General features: G+C 70.8%; 32 protein-coding genes and 1 pseudogene. 17 read left to right on the plus strand and 16 right to left on the minus strand.

The window, feature by feature from the left end; genetic code table 11:
- Positions 1–62: 62 nt before the first annotated feature.
- Entirely contained in the window at positions 63–197 is a 135-nt protein-coding gene (locus ADL15_RS53930) for a CHASE3 domain-containing protein (RefSeq protein WP_198170496.1), read from the plus strand.
- A 53-nt stretch (positions 198–250) separates the two neighbouring features.
- On the opposite strand, the gene ADL15_RS03445 is transcribed toward ADL15_RS53930, so the two are convergent.
- The gene (locus tag ADL15_RS03445) at positions 251–847 is read right to left on the minus strand and encodes a hypothetical protein (protein WP_157441136.1); all 597 of its coding nucleotides are present in this window, start codon (positions 845–847) and stop codon (positions 251–253) included.
- Between the two features lie 61 nt (positions 848–908).
- Between ADL15_RS03445 and ADL15_RS03450 the strand changes: the two genes are divergently transcribed.
- Together ADL15_RS03450 and ADL15_RS56815 are read left to right on the plus strand one after the other, a co-directional pair.
- A complete protein-coding gene (locus ADL15_RS03450) occupies positions 909–1,319 on the plus strand; it encodes a hypothetical protein (protein ID WP_067685068.1) in 411 nt (136 codons plus the stop codon).
- A complete protein-coding gene (locus ADL15_RS56815; RefSeq protein WP_338025512.1) occupies positions 1,316–1,666 on the plus strand; it encodes a GNAT family N-acetyltransferase in 351 nt (116 codons plus the stop codon). Before ADL15_RS03450 ends, ADL15_RS56815 begins: the two co-directional genes overlap by 4 nt.
- 153 nt (positions 1,667–1,819) lie before the next feature.
- Here ADL15_RS56815 and ADL15_RS03460 read toward each other — a convergent pair whose 3' ends face one another.
- A complete protein-coding gene (locus ADL15_RS03460) occupies positions 1,820–2,827 on the minus strand; it encodes a GlxA family transcriptional regulator (protein WP_067685070.1) in 1,008 nt (335 codons plus the stop codon).
- 51 nt (positions 2,828–2,878) lie between these two features.
- On the opposite strand from ADL15_RS03460, the gene ADL15_RS03465 reads away from it, so the two are divergent.
- The gene (locus ADL15_RS03465) at positions 2,879–3,262 is read left to right on the plus strand and encodes a cupin domain-containing protein (RefSeq protein WP_067685072.1); all 384 of its coding nucleotides are present in this window, start codon (positions 2,879–2,881) and stop codon (positions 3,260–3,262) included.
- Here ADL15_RS03465 and ADL15_RS03470 read toward each other — a convergent pair.
- Together ADL15_RS03470 and ADL15_RS03475 are read right to left on the minus strand one after the other, a co-directional pair.
- A complete protein-coding gene (locus tag ADL15_RS03470; protein WP_067685074.1) occupies positions 3,224–3,610 on the minus strand; it encodes a tautomerase family protein in 387 nt (128 codons plus the stop codon). The two genes, ADL15_RS03465 and ADL15_RS03470, sit on opposite strands and share 39 nt — an antisense overlap.
- A gap of 42 nt (positions 3,611–3,652) precedes the next feature.
- Positions 3,653–4,687 (minus strand): aldo/keto reductase, encoded by a 1,035-nt coding sequence (locus ADL15_RS03475; RefSeq protein ID WP_067685076.1) that lies wholly within the window; start codon positions 4,685–4,687, stop codon positions 3,653–3,655.
- Between the two features lie 63 nt (positions 4,688–4,750).
- Here ADL15_RS03475 and ADL15_RS03480 point away from each other — a divergent pair, with 63 nt between their 5' ends.
- Positions 4,751–5,287: a TetR/AcrR family transcriptional regulator gene (locus ADL15_RS03480; RefSeq protein ID WP_067685078.1), complete on the plus strand. Its 537-nt coding sequence runs from the start codon at positions 4,751–4,753 to the stop codon at positions 5,285–5,287.
- A 59-nt stretch (positions 5,288–5,346) separates the two neighbouring features.
- On the opposite strand, the gene ADL15_RS03485 is transcribed toward ADL15_RS03480, so the two are convergent.
- Entirely contained in the window at positions 5,347–5,658 is a 312-nt protein-coding gene (locus tag ADL15_RS03485) for a hypothetical protein (RefSeq protein WP_067685080.1), read from the minus strand.
- A gap of 110 nt (positions 5,659–5,768) precedes the next feature.
- Between ADL15_RS03485 and ADL15_RS03490 the strand changes: the two genes are divergently transcribed.
- Positions 5,769–6,365, plus strand: coding sequence for a hypothetical protein (locus tag ADL15_RS03490; RefSeq protein ID WP_067685082.1), 597 nt, complete (start codon positions 5,769–5,771; stop codon positions 6,363–6,365).
- 107 nt (positions 6,366–6,472) lie between these two features.
- Positions 6,473–6,994: a hypothetical protein gene (locus tag ADL15_RS03495; RefSeq protein ID WP_067685084.1), complete on the plus strand. Its 522-nt coding sequence runs from the start codon at positions 6,473–6,475 to the stop codon at positions 6,992–6,994.
- 10 nt (positions 6,995–7,004) lie between these two features.
- On the opposite strand, the gene ADL15_RS03500 is transcribed toward ADL15_RS03495, so the two are convergent.
- From ADL15_RS03500 to ADL15_RS03515, 4 genes are all read right to left on the minus strand, one after another.
- Positions 7,005–7,379 carry a VOC family protein gene (locus tag ADL15_RS03500; RefSeq protein ID WP_067685086.1) on the minus strand — a complete coding sequence of 125 codons (375 nt, stop codon included), beginning with the start codon at positions 7,377–7,379 and terminating at the stop codon, positions 7,005–7,007.
- 39 nt (positions 7,380–7,418) lie between these two features.
- Positions 7,419–8,561, minus strand: coding sequence for an FAD-dependent oxidoreductase (locus ADL15_RS03505; protein WP_067685088.1), 1,143 nt, complete (start codon positions 8,559–8,561; stop codon positions 7,419–7,421).
- 86 nt (positions 8,562–8,647) lie between these two features.
- Positions 8,648–9,328 (minus strand): TetR/AcrR family transcriptional regulator, encoded by a 681-nt coding sequence (locus ADL15_RS03510; RefSeq protein WP_067685090.1) that lies wholly within the window; start codon positions 9,326–9,328, stop codon positions 8,648–8,650.
- A gap of 43 nt (positions 9,329–9,371) precedes the next feature.
- A complete protein-coding gene (locus ADL15_RS03515) occupies positions 9,372–10,049 on the minus strand; it encodes a hypothetical protein (RefSeq protein WP_067685091.1) in 678 nt (225 codons plus the stop codon).
- Between the two features lie 192 nt (positions 10,050–10,241).
- On the opposite strand from ADL15_RS03515, the gene ADL15_RS52600 reads away from it, so the two are divergent.
- A complete protein-coding gene (locus tag ADL15_RS52600; protein WP_157441137.1) occupies positions 10,242–10,403 on the plus strand; it encodes a hypothetical protein in 162 nt (53 codons plus the stop codon).
- Between the two features lie 18 nt (positions 10,404–10,421).
- Here ADL15_RS52600 and ADL15_RS03520 read toward each other — a convergent pair whose 3' ends face one another.
- On the minus strand, positions 10,422–11,240 hold the full coding sequence (locus tag ADL15_RS03520; protein ID WP_067685093.1) for an aldo/keto reductase: 819 nt from the start codon (positions 11,238–11,240) through the stop codon (positions 10,422–10,424).
- A 25-nt stretch (positions 11,241–11,265) separates the two neighbouring features.
- Positions 11,266–12,447 carry an MFS transporter gene (locus ADL15_RS03525; protein WP_067685095.1) on the minus strand — a complete coding sequence of 394 codons (1,182 nt, stop codon included), beginning with the start codon at positions 12,445–12,447 and terminating at the stop codon, positions 11,266–11,268.
- Positions 12,448–12,582: 135 nt separating this feature from the next.
- Between ADL15_RS03525 and ADL15_RS03530 the strand changes: the two genes are divergently transcribed.
- Positions 12,583–13,035 carry a MarR family winged helix-turn-helix transcriptional regulator gene (locus ADL15_RS03530; protein WP_067685097.1) on the plus strand — a complete coding sequence of 151 codons (453 nt, stop codon included), beginning with the start codon at positions 12,583–12,585 and terminating at the stop codon, positions 13,033–13,035.
- Positions 13,036–13,613: 578 nt separating this feature from the next.
- On the opposite strand, the gene ADL15_RS03535 is transcribed toward ADL15_RS03530, so the two are convergent.
- On the minus strand, positions 13,614–13,847 hold the full coding sequence (locus ADL15_RS03535) for a hypothetical protein (protein WP_067685099.1): 234 nt from the start codon (positions 13,845–13,847) through the stop codon (positions 13,614–13,616).
- Positions 13,848–13,866: 19 nt separating this feature from the next.
- Here ADL15_RS03535 and ADL15_RS03540 point away from each other — a divergent pair, with 19 nt between their 5' ends.
- The 4 genes from ADL15_RS03540 to ADL15_RS03555 all read left to right on the plus strand — a co-directional run bounded on the left by ADL15_RS03540 (position 13,867) and on the right by ADL15_RS03555 (position 18,249).
- Positions 13,867–14,199 (plus strand): hypothetical protein, encoded by a 333-nt coding sequence (locus tag ADL15_RS03540; protein WP_067685101.1) that lies wholly within the window; start codon positions 13,867–13,869, stop codon positions 14,197–14,199.
- 34 nt (positions 14,200–14,233) lie between these two features.
- A complete protein-coding gene (locus ADL15_RS03545; protein ID WP_067685103.1) occupies positions 14,234–15,250 on the plus strand; it encodes an enoyl-CoA hydratase/isomerase family protein in 1,017 nt (338 codons plus the stop codon).
- Between the two features lie 11 nt (positions 15,251–15,261).
- Positions 15,262–17,295: a serine/threonine-protein kinase gene (locus tag ADL15_RS03550; protein WP_067685105.1), complete on the plus strand. Its 2,034-nt coding sequence runs from the start codon at positions 15,262–15,264 to the stop codon at positions 17,293–17,295.
- A gap of 69 nt (positions 17,296–17,364) precedes the next feature.
- Positions 17,365–18,249 (plus strand): universal stress protein, encoded by an 885-nt coding sequence (locus tag ADL15_RS03555; RefSeq protein ID WP_067685107.1) that lies wholly within the window; start codon positions 17,365–17,367, stop codon positions 18,247–18,249.
- Between the two features lie 15 nt (positions 18,250–18,264).
- Here ADL15_RS03555 and ADL15_RS53940 read toward each other — a convergent pair whose 3' ends face one another.
- Entirely contained in the window at positions 18,265–18,606 is a 342-nt protein-coding gene (locus tag ADL15_RS53940) for an RIP homotypic interaction motif-containing protein (RefSeq protein ID WP_232343893.1), read from the minus strand.
- A 443-nt stretch (positions 18,607–19,049) separates the two neighbouring features.
- Between ADL15_RS53940 and ADL15_RS03565 the strand changes: the two genes are divergently transcribed.
- Complete coding sequence (locus ADL15_RS03565; RefSeq protein ID WP_083970872.1) at positions 19,050–19,904, plus strand: hypothetical protein; 855 nt, start codon at positions 19,050–19,052, stop codon at positions 19,902–19,904.
- Here the strand turns inward: ADL15_RS03565 and ADL15_RS52610 are convergent.
- The 3 genes from ADL15_RS52610 to ADL15_RS03580 form a co-directional block, all read right to left on the minus strand.
- Positions 19,884–20,618, minus strand: coding sequence for an alpha/beta fold hydrolase (locus ADL15_RS52610; RefSeq protein WP_157441141.1), 735 nt, complete (start codon positions 20,616–20,618; stop codon positions 19,884–19,886). The two genes, ADL15_RS03565 and ADL15_RS52610, sit on opposite strands and share 21 nt — an antisense overlap.
- Positions 20,619–20,756: 138 nt before the next feature.
- Positions 20,757–21,260 carry a peptide-methionine (S)-S-oxide reductase MsrA gene (msrA, locus tag ADL15_RS03575; RefSeq protein ID WP_067685113.1) on the minus strand — a complete coding sequence of 168 codons (504 nt, stop codon included), beginning with the start codon at positions 21,258–21,260 and terminating at the stop codon, positions 20,757–20,759.
- Between the two features lie 56 nt (positions 21,261–21,316).
- Positions 21,317–21,922: a class I SAM-dependent methyltransferase gene (locus ADL15_RS03580; protein ID WP_067685115.1), complete on the minus strand. Its 606-nt coding sequence runs from the start codon at positions 21,920–21,922 to the stop codon at positions 21,317–21,319.
- A gap of 30 nt (positions 21,923–21,952) precedes the next feature.
- Between ADL15_RS03580 and ADL15_RS03585 the strand changes: the two are divergent.
- The 3 genes and pseudogenes from ADL15_RS03585 to ADL15_RS03595 all read left to right on the plus strand — a co-directional run.
- A pseudogene (locus ADL15_RS03585) lies at positions 21,953–22,690 on the plus strand (helix-turn-helix transcriptional regulator); the annotation flags it as partial.
- An 89-nt stretch (positions 22,691–22,779) separates the two neighbouring features.
- Positions 22,780–23,103 (plus strand): PadR family transcriptional regulator, encoded by a 324-nt coding sequence (locus ADL15_RS03590; protein ID WP_067685117.1) that lies wholly within the window; start codon positions 22,780–22,782, stop codon positions 23,101–23,103.
- On the plus strand, positions 23,100–23,456 hold the full coding sequence (locus ADL15_RS03595) for a DUF1048 domain-containing protein (protein WP_067685119.1): 357 nt from the start codon (positions 23,100–23,102) through the stop codon (positions 23,454–23,456). Before ADL15_RS03590 ends, ADL15_RS03595 begins: the two co-directional genes overlap by 4 nt.
- Position 23,457 lies beyond the last annotated feature (1 nt).

Consider the following 23,457-nt stretch of genomic DNA (forward strand, 5'->3'; position numbering starts at 1 on the left):
CGCGTTTTCGTAATGAAAATCGTTGCCAACTTTGCCGGGCTCAGCACCCCGGGGTCGAGGCGGTGTCCAGCAGCCTCAAGGACGCCGAGACCGGCCAGCGCGGGTTCCTGATCACCGGGGAGCAGAGCTACCTCGACCCGTATACGCAGGCCAAGACGGATCTGGCCACACCACCCAGCGCACGGCCGCCGACCTGAACCGGCTCGCCGCCGGCATGACGAACCTGGTCAACGGCTTCCGACACTGACCGTCACTGACTCCAGGTCACGCCGGGTAGCGCGCGGTAGACGGACTCGAGCCCGGTCCGGGTCAGCGCGCGCACCCAGAGCCACGCACCGTCGTCACCGTGCGTGCGCAGCAGCAGGCCCGGCCGCGAGTACCACCGGACCGGTGACTCCTCGACGTCGATCCACATCGGCAGGTCCGGCAGCGGCACGCGGTCGAAGTTCGCCGCCACCGACGGCACCAGATCGGCCGGCAACTCGGCCGCGTTGTACCACTCGCCGCCGTCGATGACCGCGGTCAGCGCAATGTCCACGCAGGTCAGCGACAGATGATCGAGGTAGGGCCGCCAGCCCGCCCCGTTGTCGACGAACGTGGGCGGGTCCGGATCGCCGGCACCCACCGGAAAACCCCAGACCGCCTCGGCGACCGCCGGGTCCGCCGCATGGAAGATCACCATGCCGTCGTCCACCTCCAGACCGAGGGCCGCGACGTCACTGCGGTTTTCGTACGTGTGGAGCAGCTCGGCCACGCCCGGCACCTCCCACGCCGCGCCGAGCAAGCGCAGGAACTCGCCGGGATCGCCGCTGCCCAACGCCCCCGCCGTATCAAATCCGGAACGCATCGCGCCAAGCTACCGGAGTGGCCCGCTATGCTCCGGCGGACCGACCGGGTGGGGAGACGGCGTGAAACGCGGCGAGGTCTGGTGGACACCGCTCGACACCGAGTGGCCGGTCGTGCTGATCTCCGACCACGGGGACGCGGTGCAGATCGTCGCAGCCGCCACCGCGGAACAGAAGCGGGGCTTCGTCATCCTCACCCCGGAGCAGGCGGCCGGGGCCCGACCGGTCGCGGACACCGGCCCACTCGTCGGCATCGAGGTGCCCATCGACCTGAGTGAGACCCTCCACCAGGTCGGCGTGGTGCGGGTGGCGCTCCCCCGCAACGGCCACATCTTCTGCACCTGGGAACTGACCGTCGAACCCGGCGCCCTGACCGAGCGCGTGACCACGCTGCCGGCCGAGACGATGCGGCAGCTCGACCAGGCCATCGACATCGGTAGAGTTCGTTCCCATGGTCGACTGGGTCAAGCTTGAACTGGACATCACACGGTTCGACGACACGAGCTTCGAGCCCTACCTGCACCGCGCCCGATCCGCGGACATCCGCTTCTCGACGATGGCCGAGCTGGGCGACCGCCGGGCGCTCTACGAGCTGGATCGGCATGTCCGCCACGTCCGTCCACCAGGACGAAGCGTTCTCGGAGATGACCGGCGTGCTCGCCCCGCACCGCGGCAAGGGCCTGTCCCTCGCGCTGAAACTGCTCGCGATCCGCTTCGCCCGCGCCGCAGGATGCCAGCGACTCGTCGCCTTCCACCACCCGGAGAACCACACCGCCATCGCGATGAACCGCCGCCTCGGCTTCGTCGATCAGGCTCGCTGATCGGGGCCGCCCGGCTGGACACAGCGGCCCTTATGACACCCGCATAACGGCCGCCAGAACCAGCCGGGCGCACCCGGCTGGGCACAGCGGCCCGAATGACACCCGCATAACGGCCGCCAGAACCAGCCGGGCGCACTCGGGCGGGTGGCGGGTTCAGCTGGTCCTGTCCGTTGCATCCAGGTCGCTGGGCAACTGTGCCGGGCCATAGAAGCGCCGCCGATAATCCGCCGGGCTCACGCCCACGTGCCGCTGGAACAGGGCGCGCATGTTCGCGCCGGTGCCCAGCCCGGCGCGGCGCGCGACGGTTTCCAGGCCGTGACCGCCCTGCTCGATCAGGCGGCAGGCCAGCGTGACGCGCTCCACGGTCAGCCAGGCCAGCGGAGTGGTGCCGATCTCGGCACGGAACCGCCGGTGCAGGCTGCCCACGCTCATCCCGCACTGCCGCGCGAGGTCCGCCACGGTCAGCGGCTCGTCCAGGCGCTGCTGGGCCCAGGCCATCATCGGCGCGAGGGACTGGTCGGCGGCCGGCGGCATCGGGCGTTCCACGAACTGGCGCTGGCCGCCGTCGCGGTAGGCGGCGAAGACCAGGCGGCGGCTGACGTGGTTGGCGATCTCCGCGCCGTGGTCGCGCCGGACGATGTGCAGCCCCAGGTCGAGCGCCGCGGCGCTGCCCGCCGAGGTCAGCACATCACCGTCGTCGACGAACAGCACGTCGGGTTCCAGCCGCACCGCCGGGAAACGCGCCCGGAACTCGTCCGCCAGGTTCCAGTGCACGGTGGCCCGGCGACCGTCGAGCAGGCCGGCCTCGGCCAGGGTGAACGCGCCCGTGCACAGACCGACCATCCGGGCGCCGCGCTGGTGCGCGCGGCGCAGGGCCGCGAGCAGGGCAGGGCGGGAGGGCGTTTCGACGTACGGCCGGTTCGGCACGATCACGGTGTCCGCTTCGTCGATCTCGTCGAGCCGCCCCACCGCGCCGATGCTGAACAGGGCGTCACGCATGGGCGTCGATGCGCGGGGAGCGACGACCTTCAGGTCGTACAGTAAAAACCCGATCTCGGGCCGCAGCGGACCGCCGAATATCTCGCACGCGCAGCCGATCTCGAACGGGTTGGACTGTTCGTCGACGACGAGGACAACCCGGTGTGAGGATCCTTGCGGCATTGGTCATTTCTACCAGTGCCGGGCCGGTCGTTCCCCGGTCAGGATCGGTGCATGCTCACGAAGTTCGCCCTGGCCGACGAAGCGGCCGGCCTCACCGAGTTCTGGTCCCAGCGGGTGCTCGCCGCGGCCAACGGCAACCTGCTCAAGGTCGCCAAGGGAACCCGCTCCACGCATTGGCATTCCCACGACGATCAAGACGAGACCTTTGTGCTTTTGTACGGCCGGATGACGATCCAACTGCGCGACGGCGACGTCCCGTTGACGCCCGGCGACCTGCTGGTCATCCCCCGCGGCGTCGAACACTGCCCCCGCGTCGACGGCGACGAGGCCCACTTCCTCCTGATCGGCCCCGACGTCACCTCGACCGCGGCCGGCGGCAAACCGGACTGGAGCGCGCTACCCGCCGATGACGGTGCCGCCCAGGCCGGAGCGTGACGTGGGCTGGCCGACCAGTTCGACGAGGACGTCGTCGCGGTGCTCGGCGCCGAACACCGTGGTGACCGCCTCGGTGAACGCGGTGACGAGCTGCGCGACGACCCGGGCCGCGTCGTCACGGGCGAACACCTCCTCCCGCATGCCGAAGGTGAGCGAGGGCGCGGCCGTCTCGATCGGCACTCCCCCGCGCGCCCAGCGCCCGGCCGGGATCCCGACCAGCCGGACGTCCACCGACGGGCGGGCCCACTCGCCGTACACGGAAACCACCGCGTCGGTCAGTGCGGCGATGATGGCGGGTTCCCGACCGGCGAGCTGCTGCTCAAGCGCATGGAGCATCACGTGCGGCATCGGGGCAGCATAGGACTATCGGTACGCCTGCTGGAACCGATTTCAGCGCACCGGAACCAGCGGGGTTTCCAGCAGGCTGCGGTCGCCGTCGGCGCCGTGGCTCAGGGCGGCAGCGACGTCCTCGTGCGGGGTGCCCAGCCGGACCGCGCTGACCTCGTCCAGCAGGCGGTAGTGCTTGTCGTCGAGGTCGAGGTGCAGCGATTGCAGGTATTCCTGCAGCTGGGCGAGGGTGCGTGGGCCGGCGATCGGGACCAGCGCCGTGGCGGCCCGTGCGGACCGGCGGCGCAGCCACGCCAGGGAGACCTGCACCGCGCTGACACCGAGCTCGTCGGCGATCGCCAGCACCGCGTCGACGACCGCGGTGCGTTGCGTGGTGCCCTCGATCGCGTCGCCGCGGGCGCTCAGCCGGCCCTGCTCCCCCTGGCGGTACTTGCCGGTGAGCAGTCCCCCGGCCAGCGGCGAGTACAGCACCACGCCCAGCCCGTGGGCCTGCGCCATCGGCAGCAGCTCCCGGTCGGCGGAGCGTTCGGCCAGGCTGTACTCGGTCTGGATGCCGACCAGCGGGGCCAGCCCGCGCAGGTCGGCCCGGACGGCGGCGCCGGCGACCCGCCAGGCCGGGAAGTTGGACAGGCCACCGTGCCGGATCTTGCCGGACCGGATCAGGTCGTCGAAACCGGCCAGGATCTCCTCGATCGGTGTGACGCCGTCCGGGAAGTGCGGCATGAAGACGTCGACGTAGTCGGTGTTCAGCCGGCGCAGGCTCGCCTCGAGCGACCGGACCATGATCTTGCGGCTGTTGCCGGTGGTGCCGGGGCGGGGCTCGGTCTGCCGGGTCCCGCTGTACTTGGTGATCACCACGAAGTCGTCGCGCCGCGGGCCGAGCAGCCCGCCGAGCACGGTCTCGGCCTGACCGTCCTGGTAGATGTTCGACGTGTCGAACGTGGTGCCGCCGGCGTCGGCGAAGGTCTCGAAGATCTGCTGGGCGGCCGCGGCGTTCGCCGTGCTGAAGGTGGCCGTGCCGAGCGCGTACTCCGACACGCGCAGTCCGGTCAGCCGGCCGAAGGTCTGGTAACGCATGGCGACTCCTGAAGATCGGGTAGGCTCCGACGGTAGCACCTAAAAAAGAGAGGTCACTCTTTTATGCCCAGGGTCAGCCAGGCTCACCTCGACGCCCGCCGGCAGCAGATCGTGGACGCGGCCCGGTCCCGGTTCGCCAGCCACGGCTTCGCACACACGTCGATGACCGACATCATCGCCGAGTCCGGGCTCTCCAACGGCGCCATCTACCGGTACTTCACCAGCAAGGACGAGATCGTCGTCGCGGTCTGCGAACAGGGCACCGACGCGCTGCCGAAGGCACTCACCGCCGAGGCCGTGTCGGGGTTCCTCGAGCACGTGCGTGCGCGGGCACGGGAGAACAACCACGCCCGGCTGGTCGCGCAGATCTATGCCGAGGCGGCGGTGTCACCGCAGCTGGCAGCGGTGGTGCAGCGGCAACTGGCCGCCATGCGGGCCGCGATCGCCGAGTTGGTGCCGGATGCGCGACGTGCGCAGGCGGGGCAGATCGCCGAGGCTTTCGTGGCGCTCTGCGCCGCCTACAGCCAGCAGCTGGCGATCCGCGGGGACGTGGACCCGGCCCCGTTCGCCGCGGGGCTGATGGCGATCATCAGGGGCTGATCGGGCGCGCTCCCCGTCGTACAAAAAGAGTGTTCTTTCATTTTTGGTTTGGCCCACGGTCAGTCGTGCGGTGGGCGGTAGAGGACCTCCACGAACATGATCACGTCGCGGACGACGTCGAGGACGAGCATGCCTGACCAACTCGGGATGAGCGCGACGTTGCGGTGGTCCGGGCCGTAGGCACCGTCCGGCGGTGGCTGCGTGTAGAAACTCTGGCAGAAGTCGTCGTCGCAGTCGCAGATCTGCAGGACGCGGAGGGTGGCGACCTGCTCGGCCAGACCGTTTTCGCCCTCGTCGCGAAGCGCGGCCACGATCTGCGCGGTGAGGATCGGCCATCGGCTGGGGAGAAGCGGCGGTTCGTCGGGCGTCATCAGCGACGACGGTAGTCGGCGAGGTCGCTGCCGTCGCCGGCATTTCCGCCGCGGCGAGAGCATGAGTACGCTGCTGCCGGCCTGGTAGACCCGTTATCGAGGAGAGACGCGTGGCGTTCCCGAGGAAAACCGCCGCCGTGCTGCTCGTGGCCCTTGCCGGGCTCGGCGGCGCACGAGCGGCGGTCGCCGACGACGGCCCCGCCACGCCGGCCGCGGAGGTCGGCCTGCGGGCGCTGGGTGCCGAGGACCAGGAGCTCTGGCGCCGGCAGAACCTGCTCGGCGACCTGAAGACCTGGATCATCACCCGGCCCGGGATCGAGACCAGCGGCTACATCGAGTCCGTGAACAACCCGGACGCCGGCTCGACGGTGCTGCTCTGGCACGGCGCCGCCAACTACACCCAGCAACTGATCAAGGACAGAGCGCGCCAGATGGGCATCGCCCTCACCGTGGAGCAGCGCACATTCAGCATGGCCGACCTGGTCAGGACGCAGGACGCGATCCTCGACCTCGCCGGCACGGGACCGCTGACGGACTTCCGGATCAACTCGGTCGGCGGGCTCACTGCCGATTTCGACGGCATCATTGTGTACGGCGAGCACCGGCACCCCCGCCCCACCGCGGACGCCGAACTCGGCAGAGCACTGACCGCGACGTTCGGAGTCACCGTCGCCGTCCAGCCCGGCGGCGAGATCATCCCCGCCTGACCAGCCGGAACCCGAGAACTTGATCTTGTACTGGGCGAGCGTACTCGGCATACTGCTCTGACCATGAAACTGCACAAGGCCACCGCGCTCGCGCTCGTCCTCTTCACATGACGCTGCACTCCCGCGCCCTTCTCGGCGCGGTCGTCGCCGTCGCCGGCTACGCGCTCTTCAGTAGCCTGCAACCGGATCCCCCGGTGAGTGAAGAGAAGTCCTCCTGGTCAGTTCCGGTCGGCTATTCCATTCTGTCCACCGTCGACATCGACGGCGGTTCCGTCCGGCTGTGGGAGCACCACGAGGGCACCGCGATGTGCTTCGTTCAGGAAGAGGTCGACCAGGACGGACGCCACGAGTCAGCCGTCTCCGGCAACTGCTGGGACGCGACCGACTCCGCATGGCGGACCGCGCGGGGCATGGCCACGCTGGTCATCGCGCCACCCCGGCAAGCCGCCGACGCCGTGCTGGTGACGGCGCCGGGCGGCTCGCAGTTCGGCCCGTTTCCCGTCCACGCCGACCTGGTGATGATCCCGGACCGGTGGGAGCACGAACCCGTGCAGCTCGAGTTCCAGGCCCTCGACAAGAACGGCACATCAGTCGGGCCCGCCGAGTCCAGACACCTTGAGGCCACCTGATTCAAGACCGCTACGCGACGTCAGGTATCTGGATCGAGAGGCAGAAAGGGTGGCCGGCCGGATCCAGGAAGATCCGATAGCGGTCCGGAGCCGGCTGGTCGGAGACCAATCGCGCTCCCAGGCGAATCGCCTCAGCCTCGGCCTCGTCGAGGTCGTCGACCGACAGATCGATGTGCATCTGCTTGGGTACGTCGGCATCACCCCAGGTGGGCGGCTGATGATCCGGCACCCGCATAGCCGCGAACCAGCCTCGGCTCGTGCGCACCGCGACAAAATCCTCCCCGGTCACGGCCACCTCACCGCCGACCATCGCGGCCCAGAACGCCGACAACTCCTCCGGGTCCTTGCAGTCGAACACCACGGACGCGAATCGAGCGACAGCCATCCGGCCACCTTACCCATTGACCGCGCCGCGGTCACCGATTCATCCGGGCTGACCGTTTTCATACGCCGCGAACTGGTCCAGCAGACTCTGCGGGGCATCGGCGTCGAAGCACAACTCCAGATTCCGGGCCGCTTCCGCCGCCGCTTCGGCACTGCGCGGGAAGAGCTTCATCTCGTACGCATGAAGCGCCTTCTCGGTGTCCCCCGGATGGGCCGCGAGTGCCTCGCCCAGCTCAGCCCCGTCGAGCATCGCGAGATTCGCACCCTCACCCGCGAACGGCGACATCACGTGCGCGGCGTCCCCGAGCAGGGTCACCCCGGGCACCCGGTCCCAGCGGTGCTCGATCGGCAGCGCGTGGATGGTGCGCGGGATCAGCGCACCGTCCGCCTCGGTGATCAGCGCGTGGAATTCCGGGGCCCAGTCGTGGAATTCGTCGACAAGGAGCGCTTTGGCCTTCGCGGTATCGGTGAAGTCGATGCTCTCCACCCATTCTGCGGGCTTCTCCAACGCGATGTAGATGTGCAGGCTGCCGCCGGTTTCGCGGTGCGCGAGAAAACCGTTTCCCGGGCCGAGGGCGAACAGCATCCCGGCGCCCAATGTCCGAGAAGGACCAGGGTGACGGACGTCCGCGTCGTGCAGGTCGACCTCGACGAACGACATCCCGGCGTAGGCCGGTGTCGCGGCGGACAGCAGCGGCCGGATCCGTGACCAGGCGCCGTCCGCCCCGACCAGCAGCCCGGTCGTGTGCGTCGAACCATCCGCGAAAGTCAGCTCGTGCCGCCCCTCACCCACTCCGCGCACCGCGGTGACCTTGCTACCCCAGCGGATCGTGTCGTCCGGCAGCGAGTCGAGCAGCATCCGGCGCAGCTGCCCGCGATCGACCTCGGGCCGGGTGCCGTCGCCCTCATCGGCCTCGTCGGTGTGCACCGTGCCGTGTTTGTCGAGGATCCGGGTCGCCTCACCACCCGGGTGGATGATCTTCTGGAACTCGTCGAACAACCCGGCCGCCCGGATCGCGACCTGGCCGTTGTAGTCGTGGATGTCGAGCATGCCGCCCTGCGTCCGCGCCTCGGGCGAAGCGTCCAGCTCGTAGATGGTGGCCGGGATACCGTGGACGTGCAGCACGCGGGCCAGGGTCAGCCCGCCGAGGCCGCCGCCGACGATCGTGACAGGTGTTTTCATGGTGTCCTCCCAGTTCAGCAGCTTAGAACACGTTCCTGACGAACATGTTCTTCACAAGCAAAAAAAGCCATTTTTGGTACGCACGGTCAGCCGACCGGCACCGCCGAAATACCCGCGATCAAGACACCGAACGTCCACGCGAAACGCTCCTCCCCCGTGCCGGAGAACAGCTCCTCCCGCACGCGGGCGATGTTCGGGAACTCCGCCTCGGCAGCCTCCCGCAGCTCCATCACCAGCAGCTGATGCTCGTCGCCGGCGTCCACCGACTCGCCCCGGGTGCCCTGCTCCGCAGCGATCGCGGTGCCGTGCTGCAGCAGCAGGTCGACACCCCAGGCCGCCTGCCCGACCGGCACCCCGCCGGCGTGCAGCAGGCCGAGCAGCGCGTCGATGAACCGTACGTAGTGCGGGCCGGACGGCCGCAGCGTGAGCACCGAGCGCGCCAGGCTCGGATAGGCCATCAGCAGCCGGGTGTAGCCGCTCATCAGCGCGATCACGTCGTCACGCCAGCTGTCCGCGCTCGTGGCCGGCAGCTCGAGCCCGGCGAGCAGCTCGTCGAGGATCGCGCCGTGCAACTCGGCCATGTTCTGCACGTAGACGTACAGCGACGAGGGCCCGGTGTCGAGCTCGGCCGCGAGCCGCCGCATGGTCAGCCGCTCCAGCCCCTCCTCGCGCATGATCCGCAAGCCGACCGCCACCGCGCCGGCCCGGCTGAGCGGCGCCTTGGCCGGCCGATCCCGCCGGCTCACCGGCACTCGTCGAGGACTCATAACACGATCGTAGCGAACATGTTCGTCAAAGGCTAGTGCCAGGTCATCGGGCCTTGCAGTCGAAGGACACGATGCGGGTGGCGTTGAGGAGGGGCATCAGCCGCGTGCAGTCCCTGCCGGGGACGAGTACCACCAGCTTCACCTCTCCATCGCTGACATCGCTGGTGACCAGGGTCGCCGTGGCGACGCCGCGGCCGTCGGCCGAAGTCAGGGACCGGCCGATGCTGAAGTCGCCACTGCCGCCGTCGTTGCGGAGCAGTTGCACGTCCATCACGTCGCCGGCGGACAACCCGGGGGTGCTCACCTGGACCGTGAGCAACCAGTCACCGGACGCTCGGGACAGCTGGACGTTCGCCTGCGGGTATCGCGGTGTCCCCGGCTCGTCGTAGGCGGTGACCAGGCCGGTCACCGCGCCCAGGACCAGCCCGAGCACGCTGAGCACAGCGGCCACGACGGTGCCCGCCGCGCGCGGCCGCGCGATGAGGGCGCGCACGGCGCCGAACACGGCAGCCGCCACCGCGAGCACGCCCAGGCCGACAGTCACCCCGGCGAGCACCTCGGTCACGGCCGTGTCCGCGCGCCGCTCCGCGAGCCACAGCCCGCCGACCGTCACCACTGCCCCGAACAGGCCGATGACCGCGGTGGTCGCGCCGACGGGCACCGGCCCGCCACCGCTGCTCGCCAGGTCCTCGGGCTGCTGCTCCGGTGCCGTCTCGTCCATGGTCCGTCTCCCCCGTCACGTCGTTCTCAAGCCGGGAGCACTCTCGCACACTCGATCAAGCCAGACCGCCGCCACCAGGCGACTTACCGCCTCAGCGGCCGCGACGAAGCGGCCGAGTCAGCCGCACCATGCCCCGCCGCGCCGGCCGACATCCCGCTGCTGCACGGATTCACGCTCATCGACGACAACCTGGTGGTGGTCGACCTGTACAACACCGGCCTCACCTCCCGCGGCCAGAAGGACGTGGACAGCTACCGTCAGGTGTTCGACCTGCTTGACGAGCACGCCACGGACATCGGGCCGCTGCTCGACCACTACCAGGCGATCTACATCGACATGCTGAGAGGCCAGTGACCTCGCGAGCGGCCGGTGTCAGCCGTTGAAGGTCGCCGGGTGCGGGCCGGTGCGCCCGTCCCGCTCCAACCCGTCGATCGCGGCCAGCTCCTCAACGCTCAGATCGAACCCGAACACGTCCAGGTTCGCGGCGATCCGGGCCGGTGTCACCGACTTCGGGATCACGATGCGGCCCTGCTGCAGGTGCCACCGCAGCACCACCTGCGCCGGGCTCACCCCGTGCGCCGAGGCGGCGGCCACCACCGCCGCGTCCTCGAGAACCGCGCCCTGCGCCAGCGGACTCCACGCCTCCGTAGCGATCCCGTGCTTGGCGTTGGCCGCGGCGGAATCCCGGTTCTGCAGCGCCGGATGCAACTCGATCTGGTTGACCGCCGGAACCGTGCCGCCCAGGGCGATCACTCGGTCCAGGTGCTCCGGCAGGAAGTTGGAGACGCCGATCGCCCGGGTCAACCCCTCCGCGAGCAGGTCCTCGAGGCCCTGCCACGCCTCCAGATAGGCGTCGGTGGCCGGCGCCGGCCAGTGGATCAGGTACAGGTCGACCCGGTCGAGGCCGAGCCGGTCCAGGCTGGCGTTCAGGGCGTCGCGGGCCGAGGCCCGGCCGAGGTCGGCGATCCACAGCTTAGTGGTGATGAACAGGTCGTCGCGGGCCAGATCAGAAGCGGCCAGCGCACGGCCGACACCGGTCTCGTTGCCGTAGACGGCCGCCGTGTCGATGCTGCGGTACCCAGCGTCGAGGGCGGTGGTGACAGCCGCCTCGGTCGCCGCGTCCGGGATCTGGAAGACGCCGTAGCCGAGCTGCGGGATCTCGACACCGTTGTTGAGCGTGATGGTGTTCATCGTGTCCTCGATTCAGAATTGGAAATCAGTGAGCCGCAGCGGCCAGTGGACGCCGGGCAGCGAACTCTCCACCCGGCAGACGGGTCGCCAGCAGGTAGACGAGCAACGCGCCGACCGTCACCGCGGCACCGGCCCACAGCGGCGCCCGATACCCCAGCCCGGCACTGATCGTCAGCCCGCCCAGCCATGCCCCGAACGCGTTCCCCACGTTGAAAGCCGCGATGTTCGCCCCCGAAGCCAGCGTAGGCGCCTGCTCCGCGTGACCGAGAATGCGCATCTGCAGCCCCGGCACCGTCGCGAAACCGAACCCGCCCATCAGCAGCAGCCCCGCCACCGCGGCGATCTGATTGCCCGCGGTCAGCGCGAACACCGCCAGCACCCCGCTCAACCCGGCCAGCAGCACGATCAGCGTCACCGGCAGGTTCCGGTCCGCGGCCCGGCCCCCGGCGATGTTGCCGAAGAACAGCCCGAGCCCGAACACGATGAGCAGCCACGGCACCGCCCCGGCGGAGAAGCCGCTCACACCGGTCAGCGTGTAGGCCATGTAGCTGAACGCGCCGAACATCCCGCCGTACCCGAGGATGGTGACCACGATCGACAGCCAGACCTGGCGGTTGGCGAACACCCGGAACTCACCGAGCAGGCTGCCGCCGGCCCTCGCCGGAGTCGCCGGTGTCAACGCCGCGATACCGGCCAGCGCCAGCACCCCGATGACCGCGATCGCCCAGAACGTCGAGCGCCACCCGGCGGCCTGGCCGAGGAAGGTCCCCAGCGGCACGCCGAGCACGTTCGCCACGGTCAGCCCGCCGAACATGATCGAGATAGCGGCGGCCTTCTTCTCCGCGGGCACCAGGTCGGCGGCGACCACCGAGCCGATGCCGAAGAACGCGCCGTGGCACAGCGCCGCGAGGATCCGGCCCAGCATCATCAGGGCGTAGTTCGGGGCGATCGCGGACAGCACGTTGCCCGCGATGAACAGGACCATCAGTCCGAGCAGGGCGTGCCGGCGGTCGACCCGGCCCAGCGCGGCGGTGAGTGCGATCGCGCCGACCGCGACCGCCAGGGCGTACCCGGAGATCAGGCCACCGGCGACGGCCTCGGTGACGTGGAAGTCCGCGGCCACCTCGGGCAGCAGGCCGGCGATGACGAATTCGGTCAGGCCGATCCCGAAGCCGCCGATGGCGAGCGCGTACAGGGCGATGGGCAACTCAGTCTCCTCCAGCGCGTGCAATAACCAGCGTGTGCACTAGTTGCACATGCAACGAGAACGATAGTTGCAGACGCGCTATACCGGCGCAAGGCGGTGTACCGTGCCTCTCAGCGACAGCGGAAGGGCACGACCATGGGGATCAGCAACGACGCGGTGGAGATCCGCACGCAGGGATGGCGCCGGCTCGCCGCCCTGCACGGCCTGATCGAAACCGGGCTGGAGAAGGAACTGCAGGCCGCGCACAAGTTGTCGGTCGTCGAATTCACGGTGCTCGACGCGCTCAGCCGCCAGGACGGCTGGCACATGCGCATGCAGCAGCTGGCCCGCGCCGCCGCCCTCTCCAGCAGCGCCACCACCCGCCTGGTCACCCGCCTCGAAGATCGCGGCCTGCTCACCCGCATCCTCTGCGCCGACGACCGCCGCGGCATCTACACCGAGCTGACCCCGGCCGGCCTGCAGTTGCTCACGCTCGCCCGCCCCACCCACGACCGCGTCCTCGAGGAGTCCCTCACCGAGGCCGAGAAGATCCCCGAACTCAAGACCCTGGTCAGCGCCCTGCACTTAACCCAAATAAACCCCATATAGTACGAATACCGAGCGCCCCGCCGCAGGCTACAAGCCACGCCCCGGGCTGGTCTCGCGCGGCACCGCAGCCGCTCCAGACCGCCCCGCGCTCCGGCGCGTCGGCTGGCTCTCAGGGGTGCCTCCGCACCCCTGAGACACCCCTCACAACCAGCCGGCCACCGCAACCCGACGACCGCCGGCCGCCCCCACGGTCCCGGCTGGCGCTGGCGGCCGCCTCGGCCGCCGCGAGACAGCCGTGAACACCAGCCGGAGCCGGGAACTGCGCCGCTGCCTGGCTCCGGCTGGCGCTGGCGGCTGCCTCGGCCGCCGCGAGACAGCCGTGAACACCAGCCGGAGCCGTGACCTGCGCCGCTGCCCGGCCCCGGCTGGCGCTGACGGCTGCCTCGATGGACGGGAGGCAACCGCCAGCGCCAGCCGGGGGCTTGGGGCGCGCGGCGGTCGTGAGCGGGGCGGATGTCGCGCGAGATCAGCCCGGGGCGTGGCTAGTAGCCTGCGGCGGGGCGCTCGGTATTCGTACGGGAAAAGGGTTGGCCGGAAGCGGACAGCGGACGTCGGGAACCGGGGGCGCGTGCCGCGCGTCAGATGGGCATGATCAGGACCTTTGCGGCGAGTTTTGTGCTGGTTGTCGGGATTTTTGGGATGAGCGGGTGCAACTCCTCCCCCGCGGCGTCCACCGGCGGGACCAGCGTCGCGCCCAGCGGCGGCCTCAGCGCTTCACCGAGTGCCAGCAGCCCTGACGCCAGCGCCAGCCCGAGTGCCAGCACGGGCGGCAGCCCCAGTGCCAGCCCGGTCACCAGTTCGGCGGCGGGCACTGCCGAGGCGGTTCTTCCGTTGGACTTCTCGCGGTCCGGGGGCTTCGCGGGGCTGGACGAGCGGCTGCACATCGACGCTGACGGCACGGCGACCGTGACCCGCAAGGGCCGGGCCGGGAAGCCGGTGCAGCTCACTACGACCCAGCTCGCCGCGCTGCGCAAGGCGCTCAGCGACCCGGCCCTCGACGCGCCCGCCGACGCGCCGGCGGACCCGCGGGCCTGCGCCGACGCGTTCCAGTACGAGATCCGCACGCCGTCCTGGAGAGGCTCGGCCGACGACTGCAACCCGGGGACCCCGGCGATGCAGAAGGTCCTGAGCGCGCTGACCCCGCTGCTGCAGGCCACCAGCTGACCGATTCTGCCCGGCACTGGGGGAAGATCGTCTGATGAGCGTCGTACTCACCCGGGTGACCGGGCACCTCGGGCAGATCGTTCTCAACCGGCCGGCGGCGATCAACGCGCTCACCCCGGAGATGGTCGCGATCATGCGGCAGGTCCTCGCGGACTGGGCGAGCGACGATCAGATCCGGACCGTGCTGATCAGTGGGGCCGGGGAGCGGGGGCTCTGCGCCGGTGGCGACATCCGGGCGATCCATGCGGACGCGGTCGCCGGTGGGAGCGCGTCGCTCGGGTTCTGGGCCGACGAGTACCGGCTCAACGCGGCGATCGCGGCGTACCCGAAAAAGATCGTCGCCCTGATGGACGGCCTGGTGATGGGTGGCGGTATCGGGGTGTCCGCGCACGCCGCGGTGCGGGTGGTCACCGAGCGGTCCCGGCTGGCGATGCCGGAGGTCGGCATCGGGATGCACCCGGACGTCGGCGGCTCGTGGCTGCTCTCGCACGCGCCGGGTGAGCTCGGCACGCACCTGGCGCTGACCGGGTCACCGGTCGGCGCGGCGGATGGCATCGCGGCCGGGCTCGCTGATCACTTTGTGCCGGCCGCACGACTGCCGGAGATGGTGGAGACGCTCGCCGCCGGTGCGGCCGTCGAGGGGGAAACGCCACCGCCCGGCGAGTTCGCCGCCGCGCGCACGTGGATCGACGAGTGTTACCTCGGTGACTCGGTGAGCGCGATCGTCGAGCGGCTCGCCGGCCATCCGGAACCCGGTGCGCAGGCCGCGGCCAAGGAGATCCTGACCAGGTCACCCACCGCGCTGACGATCACGCTGCGGTCGCTCCGCAGCGCCGCGACGCTGCCCGATCTGGGCGCCGCGCTGGACCAGGAGTACCGGCTGTCGGCGGCGATGCTGCGGCTGCCCGACCTGGCCGAGGGCATCCGCGCGCAGATCATCGACAAGGACCGGCGGCCGCGCTGGCAGCCGGCCACCCTCGCCGAGGTACCGGACAGTCTGGTAACCGACTGCTTCGCCCCGATCATCGATCCACCGGATCTTGGCGTGTAGTTTTGCACCCCGTGGCTGACCGACTTCGTTCCACCGACCCCGAGTTCATCGGGCGGTACCGGACGCTCTCCCGCCTCGGTGAGGGCGGCATGGGGTCGGTCTACCTGGCCCAGGACCCCGGCGGACGCCTGGTCGCCGTCAAGGTCATCCGCCCGGAGTACGCCCATGACCAGCAATTCCGTGCCCGGTTCCGCAGTGAGGTCAACCGGGCGCGGGAGGTGCCGCCGTTCTGCACCGCCGAGGTCCTCGACGCCGATCCGGACCACGAGACGCCGTACCTGGTCGTCGAGTACGTGGACGGGCCCAGCCTCAACGAGGTAGTGACCGAGAACGGTCCCTTGGCCGGCGGCAGCCTGCACGGTGTCGCGGTCGGTGTCGCGTCGGCGCTCGCCGCCATCCACGGCGTCGGGGTGATCCACCGGGATCTCAAGCCGCGCAACGTGCTGTTCGCGCTGGGCATCCCCAAAGTGATCGATTTCGGTATCGCCCGGCCCCTCGAACCGACGAGTTTCCACACCAAGGCCGAGGAGGTCGTCGGGACGCTGGCGTACATGGCGCCGGAGCGGCTCGACCCGGAGACCGACCGGCTGCTGACCGCGGCGGTGGACGTGTTCGCGTGGGGTGCGGTGGTGACGTACGCGGGCACCGGCCGTACCCCGTTCGGCGGCGACACCCCCGCGGTGACCGCCGCGCGGATCCTCACCCAGCCGCCGCGGATCGGTGACCTGCCGCCGTACCTGGCCGAGCTGGTCGGCGCCGCACTGGAGAAGGCGCCGGAGAACCGGCCGACCGCGCCGGAACTGCTCGACCGGCTGCTGGTCACCGGCGGCCCGAGCACTCCCCCGCTCCCCGCTGAGCTGCGGCGCGAGGCCGAGGCCGCGCAGCAGTCCGGCCGCTACCAGACCGGGCCGCGCCGCTTCCGGCCCGCGCGCCGGCGCCGGATCGTCGCGATCGGGGCGGCGATCGCGGTGGTCGCGGGGGCTGCCGCCGGTCTCGCTCTGCGCGATCAACAACCGGTTGACGGTACGACGGAAGCAGCGCCCAGCGCCGTCTCCTCCGTTCCCGCCGCACCCACCGGCCCGGTCCTCTTCGACTCGTTGCGCTCCGACGCGCTGTTCTCCGCGGCGCGGGGCGACACCGGCTCGTGCACCTATCAGCGCGGGCTGCGGGTGACCGCCGCGGCCGCGTCGGTGATGGTGTGCGGCGACTACGACCAGACGGTGTTCCCGGCCAGTCAGAGCATCACGGTCAGCGCGGTGCTGGCCGACGCCGGCTCGTGCGCGGCGGTCTGGTTCCGGGGCACCAACACCCCGGACCAGGAGGACGCGCACTTCGCCGACGCGTACCAGGTGGAGGTCTGCGCCGGCACGGTACGGCTGGCCAGCTCGATCGGTGGCGACCAGGATCTGATCGCCACCGCGGATCGGGTGACAACGACCGGTGTCGCGCACCGGATCCAGGTGGTCACCGGTGACCGGGAGGCGACCGTCACGATCGACGGCGGGCCGGCCCTGCGCGGTGAGCTGACCGAGACCGCCCTGTTGAGTGGCCGGGTGCTGCTCGGCGCGGTGGCCGGCGCCAACGCCCGGGCCAGGGTCACGTTCACCGACGTCCAGCTGCGGTCCGGCGCGGTGCCCGACGTGCCGGCCGTGCCCGCGTTCACCACCGGCGACGCCCAGTTCACCGCCGGGATGTGGCTGCTGCACGACGCCGGCCACACCGCCATCGTGGAGCCCGCCGAGTACCTGACCGGCGCGGAGTACTGCCGGCAGTTCGCGGTGGACGCCGGTTCGCCGAAGTGCGCCAAGCCGTTCGTGCCGGTGCTCAGCGCCATGCGGGTCAGCCTGCCGATCAGCGCGAAACCGCAGTACCTCGACTATCGCAGCAGCCCCGCGAAGTGCGTGGACCCGGCGACGCACGCGGGGACCTGCCAGGTCGGTTTCGGCGAGTTCTCCACGACGTCCGGGGAGACGTCACCGTGGCCGGCGCTGGTCACCGTCCGTGGTGGCCAGGTGGTTTCGGTGGCCCGGCTCGACCTGTCGTAGGCCCATCGGCCCGGGTGCGCCGGACCACGGGCCGTGCCGGTCCGCCGGGATCTTCCATAACGTACGGTCATGGGAGATCAGCGCACGGTCGTCGTCGGCGTCGACGGCACCACGACGAGTTCGATCACCGTCGATCTGGCAGTCGCCGAGGCGGTCCGCCGCTCGGCCCGGCTGCTCATCGTGCACGTCTGGCCCGGCCGGTACCGGGGCCGGTTCCGCCCCGGCCGCACGGGCGGTGACCTGGTGGAGGGGCGGCAGCTGCTGGCCGGCGCCGCCCGTCGTGCCGCCGCGATCGCGCCCGGGCTGGTCGTCGACACCGCGCTGCGGACCGGGGTCGCCGCCGAGTCGCTCGCCGAGTGCTCCGCCGAGGCCGGGCTGATCGTGATCGGACACCGGGACGCCAAGCTCGGCCGCTCGGACTGGGGCACCACCGCCCGGCTGCTCGCCCGCACCAGCGCCAGCCCGCTGCTCGTGCACCGGGGCCACGCCGGCATGCCCGGCCCGATCGTCGTCGGCGTCTCCGGGCGCCCGGCCGAACCCGCCCTCGGGTACGCGTTCGTCCAGGCCGCGCTCTCCGGCGCGGATCTGGTCGCGGTGCGCGCGTGGCAGCGACCACCCGAACGGCGCGACCGGCACCCGCTCCCGGTGGTCGGCGACCTGGAACGCCGGGTGGCCGCCGAGTCGCTGATCGCGGCGCTCGCCGGGTGGTCACGACGGCTGCCGCAGGTGAGCGCCGAGCCGCTGGTCGTACCGGACCTGGACGTGCCGTACACCCTGGACCGGGCGTCCCGGCGCGGCCGGCTGCTGATCGCCGGGACCGGTGGCCGCGGTGAACTGACCGACCTGCTCCGCGGGCCGGCCGCCCGGACCGGCGCGCACGAGCGCCGCTGCCCGGTGCTGCTGGTGCCGCCGCACTGGCAGGTGGAGCTGGCCGCCGACCCGGTCCCGGCGTGATCGGCGGCCGTACGATCAGAAGGTGTTGGTCTGGGTGTTGTGGTCGCCGACCTGGACACCCTTGGCGTCGGTGATCTGGATCCGGTACTTGGTGGCGTTCGCCGGGTCGACCACCTGCAGCAGGTGCTGCGCGGCGGCCAGCACCTGCTCGTCGACGTCGGCGCCCGACGCGACAAGCTCGGCCTCGAGGACCTCGCCGTCGATCACGTCGGTCTCCAGCGCCTGACGCGCGTCGCCGCGCACCCACGGCCACAGCGTCCGCTTCAACGCCGCATACCCGTCCTTCACCGCGGTGGAGGCGGTGTCGGTGAGTCCGGCCGCCGCTCCCGCGCTCAGCGCCGTCACGATCAGTTCCACGTTCGACAACGTGTCACTCCCTTCATCCGTCCCCAGTGTGTCCGATCGAAACCACGACCCGCCCCCCACTCGCCCAGCGCTCACCCCCACGCGAGGCCGCCCCGCCTCGGACCGCAGCGCGCCTCCGGGTCCCGGCTGGCTCCCAGGGGTGCCTCCGAGCGGTTGAGACACCCCGGAGAACCAGCCGAGGGCCGGAGGCGCGCTGCGGTCCGGGGTGGCTGCGGTGGCGCGGGGCCTCACGGGCGGGACTCGGCTCGTGGCCTGCGGGCGGGCGCTCCCTATGCGTACCGGAAAGGGTTGACCGGAAGCGGACAGCGGCCGGACCAGTATGGTGAGTTGTGGGAATCGCGCGTGCTGGGACCGCTGCCTATCTTTCCGTTCCGCTGCCTTCCTATGGGCCCGATCTCGGCGATCGGATATACCGGTGGGCGGCCTCGGCGCCGATGCAAGACCTGGTCGCGGAGTACGGTGGCGCTCTTCCGGCGAGCGGGGACCTGCTGGCGTGGCTTGACGACTTCTCGGCCGAGCACTGGGATTTCCGCAAGGCGCTCGGGGTGGAACGGCATCAGGTGACGGCGCCCTCATTCACTCCGGCCCGGCATGACCTGGTGCTGAATGCGGCGGGAGCGCTGGGTTTCATCGAGTCGGTGCCGCCGCGGCTGACCGAGTATGACCATTTGCTGGTGCTCGGGGGTCTGGCCCGCACGTGTCTGCAGCGCGCGGAGCATGCGGCGCGGATCCTCGCGGACGGGGTCGCGGTGCCGGACGTGACCGGGCTGGGCAGCTTCCGGCCGCTCGGTGACGCGGAGCAGGAGCTGTTGCCGGGCGGGGCCGGCTACGAGGTGGACGCCCTCGAGGCGGGGTTCCGCAAGGAGTTCGCCGCGTCGACGAGTGAGCGGCGCAGCTCGGCTGGGGCGGCCAGTTTCGAGTCGTGGACGGTGCACCGCCTCCGTGGCCGGCGTGATTTGCGGTTGCGGGTACTGGCGGCGCCGTCGAGCGAGCCGGGGGTGCGGCGGGCCAACACCGCGGACACCTATCGGTTCTGGGCTCGGGAGGCGGAGGTGCGCGCCGGTGCGCGGGTGCTGGTGGTGACGTCGCCGATCTATGTGCCGTTCCAGCACTGCGACGCGATCCGGACGCTGGCGGTGCCCTACGACTGCCAGGTGGAGACGGTGGGGTTGGACGTGAGCCGGGCGACGCTGCCGCAGGCGGCGGGCGCGACCGGCGCGGATCGCTATCTGCAGGAGATCCGCTCGGCGATCCGGTCGATGCGCCGGCTACAGGCCGACGCGGGGTAGGGCGTTGCGGAGCCGGATGGCGCTGAACTCGGGTTTCGCGGCGACCACGGCGTCGACGTAGGGCCATAGGGACGGGGTCAAGCGGAGCTCCACGGCGTGCTCCGCCAAGGCCGTGAAGCAGTTCTCGACGCGGTGCACGGCCTCGACCCGGACGTCCTGTTCGCTGACCCAGTACCCCGCGGCGGCATCGAGCAGGGTGAAGCTTGCCTCGCCGAGGACGTGCACGTTGAGTCCCGCGTGCAGCAGGTGGGGCGCCCAGCCGTGCTCGACGGTGATGACTCGGGTGGCCGGCGCACCGAGCAGAGGGTCCGGCACCGACGGATCGGTGGCCCAGGTGAGCTCGTCGGCGATCTCCGGCTCCATGCCGGCCAGCCACTCGGCGCGGGCAAGACCGCGCCCGCCGCTCTGCGCCGGTCCCGCAAGCCGGGCCGGCTCCGCAAGCGGCGCCAGGGAGGACTGGCAGGCGACCCGCTCGACCCGGCCGCCGAGCAGCGCGGCACAGGCCAGGGCGTGCGGGCCGCCACCGGAACCACCGACGATCGCGAACCGCTCGAAACCCAGCGCGTCCGCGACGCCAGCACGTCCGTGGCCTCGTCCGCCACCGACCGGCCACGACGGCGGGTGGAGCGGCCGTAGCCGGCCCGGTCGGTGGTGACATACCGGACGCCGGCCGCGGCGTAGAGCGCGTCGTCCGGCCAGCGGCTGAAGCGGCACCCCGGGGTGCCGTGCAGGCCGATGACCGGATATCCGGCCGGGTCACCACCGTCCAGCCAGGCCAGCACGCGCCCGTCGGAGGTGGTCAGGGCTCCGGTTCGCTCGTCCACTGTCCAATGGTGACAGCCGACCCGCGCCTCACTGGGAGCGGCGCGGCAGCTTCCAGTCCGGGCGGGGGAAGTGGCAGGTGTAGCCGTTCGGGATGCGCTCCAGGTAGTCCTGGTGCTCCGGCTCGGCCTCCCAGAAGGCGCCGGCCGCGGTCACCTCGGTGACCACCTTGCCCGGCCACAGCCCCGACGCGTCCACGTCGGCGATGGTGTCCTCGGCGACGCTCTTCTGCTCGTCGCTCTCGAAGAAGATCGCCGACCGGTAACTGGTGCCGATGTCGTTGCCCTGCCGGTTCACGGTGCTCGGGTCGTGGATCTGGAAGAAAAATTCCAAGATCTCACGGTACGACGTGACCGCCGGATCGAACGTGATCTCGATGGCCTCCGCATGCCCCTCGTGGTTGCGGTACGTGGCGTTCGCCACCGCCCCGCCGGTGTAACCGACCCGGGTCGACACCACCCCGGGACGCCGGCGGATCAGGTCCTGCATCCCCCAGAAACAGCCGCCGGCCAGAATCGCCTTCTCTGTAGCCATCTCGCACACCTCATTCGTCGTCGCGCCCGTCCAGCATGCATCACCGGGTGACCGGGTCAGTTCGTGGCCCGGTAGAAGACGACGCGACCGAACCGGGCCCGGCCACGGCCGTTCTCGGCCGGACGGGTCAGCCCGGCGTCGAACATGGCGGCCAGCACGTGATCCGGGTCGGTCGCGGCGAGCCCGGACGGCCGGGGCGCGTGCTCGCCGACCACGTCGAGGACGTGCAGTTCGCCGCCGGGGCGCAGCACTCGCCGGACTTCGCGCAGCGCACGGGCGTGTTCCCCGGCATCCAGGTGGTGCAGCATCAGCGAGGACAGCACCCGGTCGACGCTCGCGTCAGGTAGCGGCAGGCGGCCGGCGTAGGCGTGTTCGTACCGAATGGGAAGTCTGCCTCTGGCGGCCTTGCGCCGGGCCCGCCGCAGCGACCCGAGGTCCGGGTCGATGCCGATCACTTCAAGATCAGACCTTTCCTGTACGAGGGTGGTCAGCAGCGTTCCGGTCCCGCAGCCGATCTCCAGCACCCGCTGGCCGGGCTGCGGATCGGCGCGTTCCAGCAGTTGCCGGTGCACCCGGCGGACGCCGGCGAGCCGGCAGAACGGGTCGTAGAGGGGCAGCAGCCACCGCAGGCCCATGGCGGGCAGATACGCCTGCTCAGTCATGTCTCGTCTCCTGGGATCCGACGATGCTCGGTCGTATCCTCAGCCCACCGCGCCGCCGCGACCGTGCGGGTCGACGGTCGCCGGTGGTCGATCAGCGACGGGGACCTGTTCGTGTTCGCCCCGGGCCAGGTCGTCGACGTGACCGCGACGGATCAGGTCGCCGAGGATGGCTGGGTGGTGTGGTTCCCGGCCGACATGGTGCGCTCCGGCGCGTACGCGTCCTGGCGCTCGCATCCGCTGCTGTTCCCGTTCGCCCGGGGTGCCGACCGGGCGCAGCGGCTGCGGATCCCGCCCGGCGACCGCGCCGCGTGGATGGCGCGTTTCGCGGACCTCGACCTCGAGCTGCGCACCCGCCGTGACGGCCACCGGGAGGCCTCGCTCGCCCACCTCACGCTGCTGCTGGTCGGCCTGGCCCGACTGTCGGCCGACGTCGCCGACCAGCTCCGCTCGTCGGACGAGCCACTGCTCGCCGCGGTGTTCGACGTCATCGAGCAGCGCTATCACGAGGGCATCTCACTGGCCGCCGTCGCCGCCGAGGTGGCGTTGACCGCGAACCACCTGACCACGGTGGTCCGCCGCCGGACCGGCCGCACCGTCCATCAGTGGATCACCCAGCGCCGGCTCCAGGAAGCCCGCGCCCTGCTGTCCGAGACTGATCTGACGGTGGCGGCGATCAGCCGCCGGGTCGGCTATCCCGACGTCAGCTATTTCATCAAGCGCTTCCGCACCGAGTACGGCCTGACACCGTCGCAGTGGCGGGCCGGATGAGACGGGCCACTACTCGGTACTACTGATTAGCGGTACTCGGTGGTACGTTCTAGTGGTACTCGGTGCTACGCAGTACCAGGAGGGGCGCGATGGAAGACCTGACCGAGATGTTGAAGGGCACCCTCGAAGGCTGCGTGCTGGAGATCATCGGCGGCGAGGAGACCTACGGTTACGCGATCACCCGCCGGCTGAACGAGCTCGGCTTCACCGACGTCATCGAGGGCACGGTCTACACCATCCTGGTGCGGCTGGAGCGCAACGGGCTCGTCCAGGTGACCAAGAGACCGTCCGGGGTGGGCCCGCCGCGCAAGTTCTACGCGCTCAACGACGCGGGGCGCGCCGAGCTCGCGACGTTCTGGGCGAAATGGTCATACGTCTCGGCACGCATCGACAAGTTGAGGGAGGGCAGATGAGCTTCTGGGAGACCATCACCGGCAGTGACCTGACCAGGCAAGCAACGGCCTTCGAGACCCGGGCCGCGGCGCTGCCGGCCGACTTTCAGGCCGCGTGGGCACAGATCAAGAGCAACACCTTTGCGTACGGAAGCTTCAGCGGCCGCAACCAGATGCCCATCCTCGACGCCGCCCTCGGTCTGCTCGAAGAGGCGTCAGCCGACGGGCAGCGCGTCGACGAGGTGCTCGGCGACGACATCCCGGGCTTCTGCGCGGCGCTGGCCGGCGGCGAGGGCGCCCGCACCTACCGCGACAAGTGGCGCGAGCAGTTGAACCGCACCGTCGCCAGGAAACTGAGCAGGCTGGGAGGCTGAG

Origin of the sequence: Actinoplanes awajinensis subsp. mycoplanecinus, from assembly GCF_001509495.1 — a bacterium.
Taxonomy (GTDB): Bacteria; Actinomycetota; Actinomycetes; order Mycobacteriales; family Micromonosporaceae; genus Actinoplanes; species Actinoplanes palleronii.

Excerpts from the sequence above, each read along its gene's own strand:
- ADL15_RS03580 (WP_067685115.1), bottom strand. The coding sequence starts at position 21,922 with ATGACTGAGCAGGCGTATCTGCCCGCCATGGGCCTGCGGTGGCTGCTG.
- ADL15_RS03590 (WP_067685117.1), top strand. The coding sequence starts at position 22,780 with ATGGAAGACCTGACCGAGATGTTGAAGGGCACCCTCGAAGGCTGCGTG.
- ADL15_RS03545 (WP_067685103.1), top strand. The coding sequence starts at position 14,234 with ATGAGCGTCGTACTCACCCGGGTGACCGGGCACCTCGGGCAGATCGTT.
- ADL15_RS03495 (WP_067685084.1), top strand. The coding sequence starts at position 6,473 with ATGACGCTGCACTCCCGCGCCCTTCTCGGCGCGGTCGTCGCCGTCGCC.
- ADL15_RS03510 (WP_067685090.1), bottom strand. The coding sequence starts at position 9,328 with ATGAGTCCTCGACGAGTGCCGGTGAGCCGGCGGGATCGGCCGGCCAAG.
- msrA (WP_067685113.1), bottom strand. The coding sequence starts at position 21,260 with ATGGCTACAGAGAAGGCGATTCTGGCCGGCGGCTGTTTCTGGGGGATG.
- ADL15_RS03470 (WP_067685074.1), bottom strand. The coding sequence starts at position 3,610 with ATGCCGCACGTGATGCTCCATGCGCTTGAGCAGCAGCTCGCCGGTCGG.
- ADL15_RS03520 (WP_067685093.1), bottom strand. The coding sequence starts at position 11,240 with ATGAACACCATCACGCTCAACAACGGTGTCGAGATCCCGCAGCTCGGC.
- ADL15_RS03555 (WP_067685107.1), top strand. The coding sequence starts at position 17,365 with ATGGGAGATCAGCGCACGGTCGTCGTCGGCGTCGACGGCACCACGACG.
- ADL15_RS03465 (WP_067685072.1), top strand. The coding sequence starts at position 2,879 with ATGCTCACGAAGTTCGCCCTGGCCGACGAAGCGGCCGGCCTCACCGAG.
- ADL15_RS03445 (WP_157441136.1), bottom strand. The coding sequence starts at position 847 with ATGCGTTCCGGATTTGATACGGCGGGGGCGTTGGGCAGCGGCGATCCC.
- ADL15_RS03500 (WP_067685086.1), bottom strand. The coding sequence starts at position 7,379 with ATGGCTGTCGCTCGATTCGCGTCCGTGGTGTTCGACTGCAAGGACCCG.
- ADL15_RS03565 (WP_083970872.1), top strand. The coding sequence starts at position 19,050 with ATGCAAGACCTGGTCGCGGAGTACGGTGGCGCTCTTCCGGCGAGCGGG.
- ADL15_RS03515 (WP_067685091.1), bottom strand. The coding sequence starts at position 10,049 with ATGGACGAGACGGCACCGGAGCAGCAGCCCGAGGACCTGGCGAGCAGC.
- ADL15_RS03505 (WP_067685088.1), bottom strand. The coding sequence starts at position 8,561 with ATGAAAACACCTGTCACGATCGTCGGCGGCGGCCTCGGCGGGCTGACC.
- ADL15_RS03480 (WP_067685078.1), top strand. The coding sequence starts at position 4,751 with ATGCCCAGGGTCAGCCAGGCTCACCTCGACGCCCGCCGGCAGCAGATC.
- ADL15_RS03475 (WP_067685076.1), bottom strand. The coding sequence starts at position 4,687 with ATGCGTTACCAGACCTTCGGCCGGCTGACCGGACTGCGCGTGTCGGAG.
- ADL15_RS03595 (WP_067685119.1), top strand. The coding sequence starts at position 23,100 with ATGAGCTTCTGGGAGACCATCACCGGCAGTGACCTGACCAGGCAAGCA.
- ADL15_RS03460 (WP_067685070.1), bottom strand. The coding sequence starts at position 2,827 with ATGCCGCAAGGATCCTCACACCGGGTTGTCCTCGTCGTCGACGAACAG.
- ADL15_RS03530 (WP_067685097.1), top strand. The coding sequence starts at position 12,583 with ATGGGGATCAGCAACGACGCGGTGGAGATCCGCACGCAGGGATGGCGC.
- ADL15_RS03485 (WP_067685080.1), bottom strand. The coding sequence starts at position 5,658 with ATGACGCCCGACGAACCGCCGCTTCTCCCCAGCCGATGGCCGATCCTC.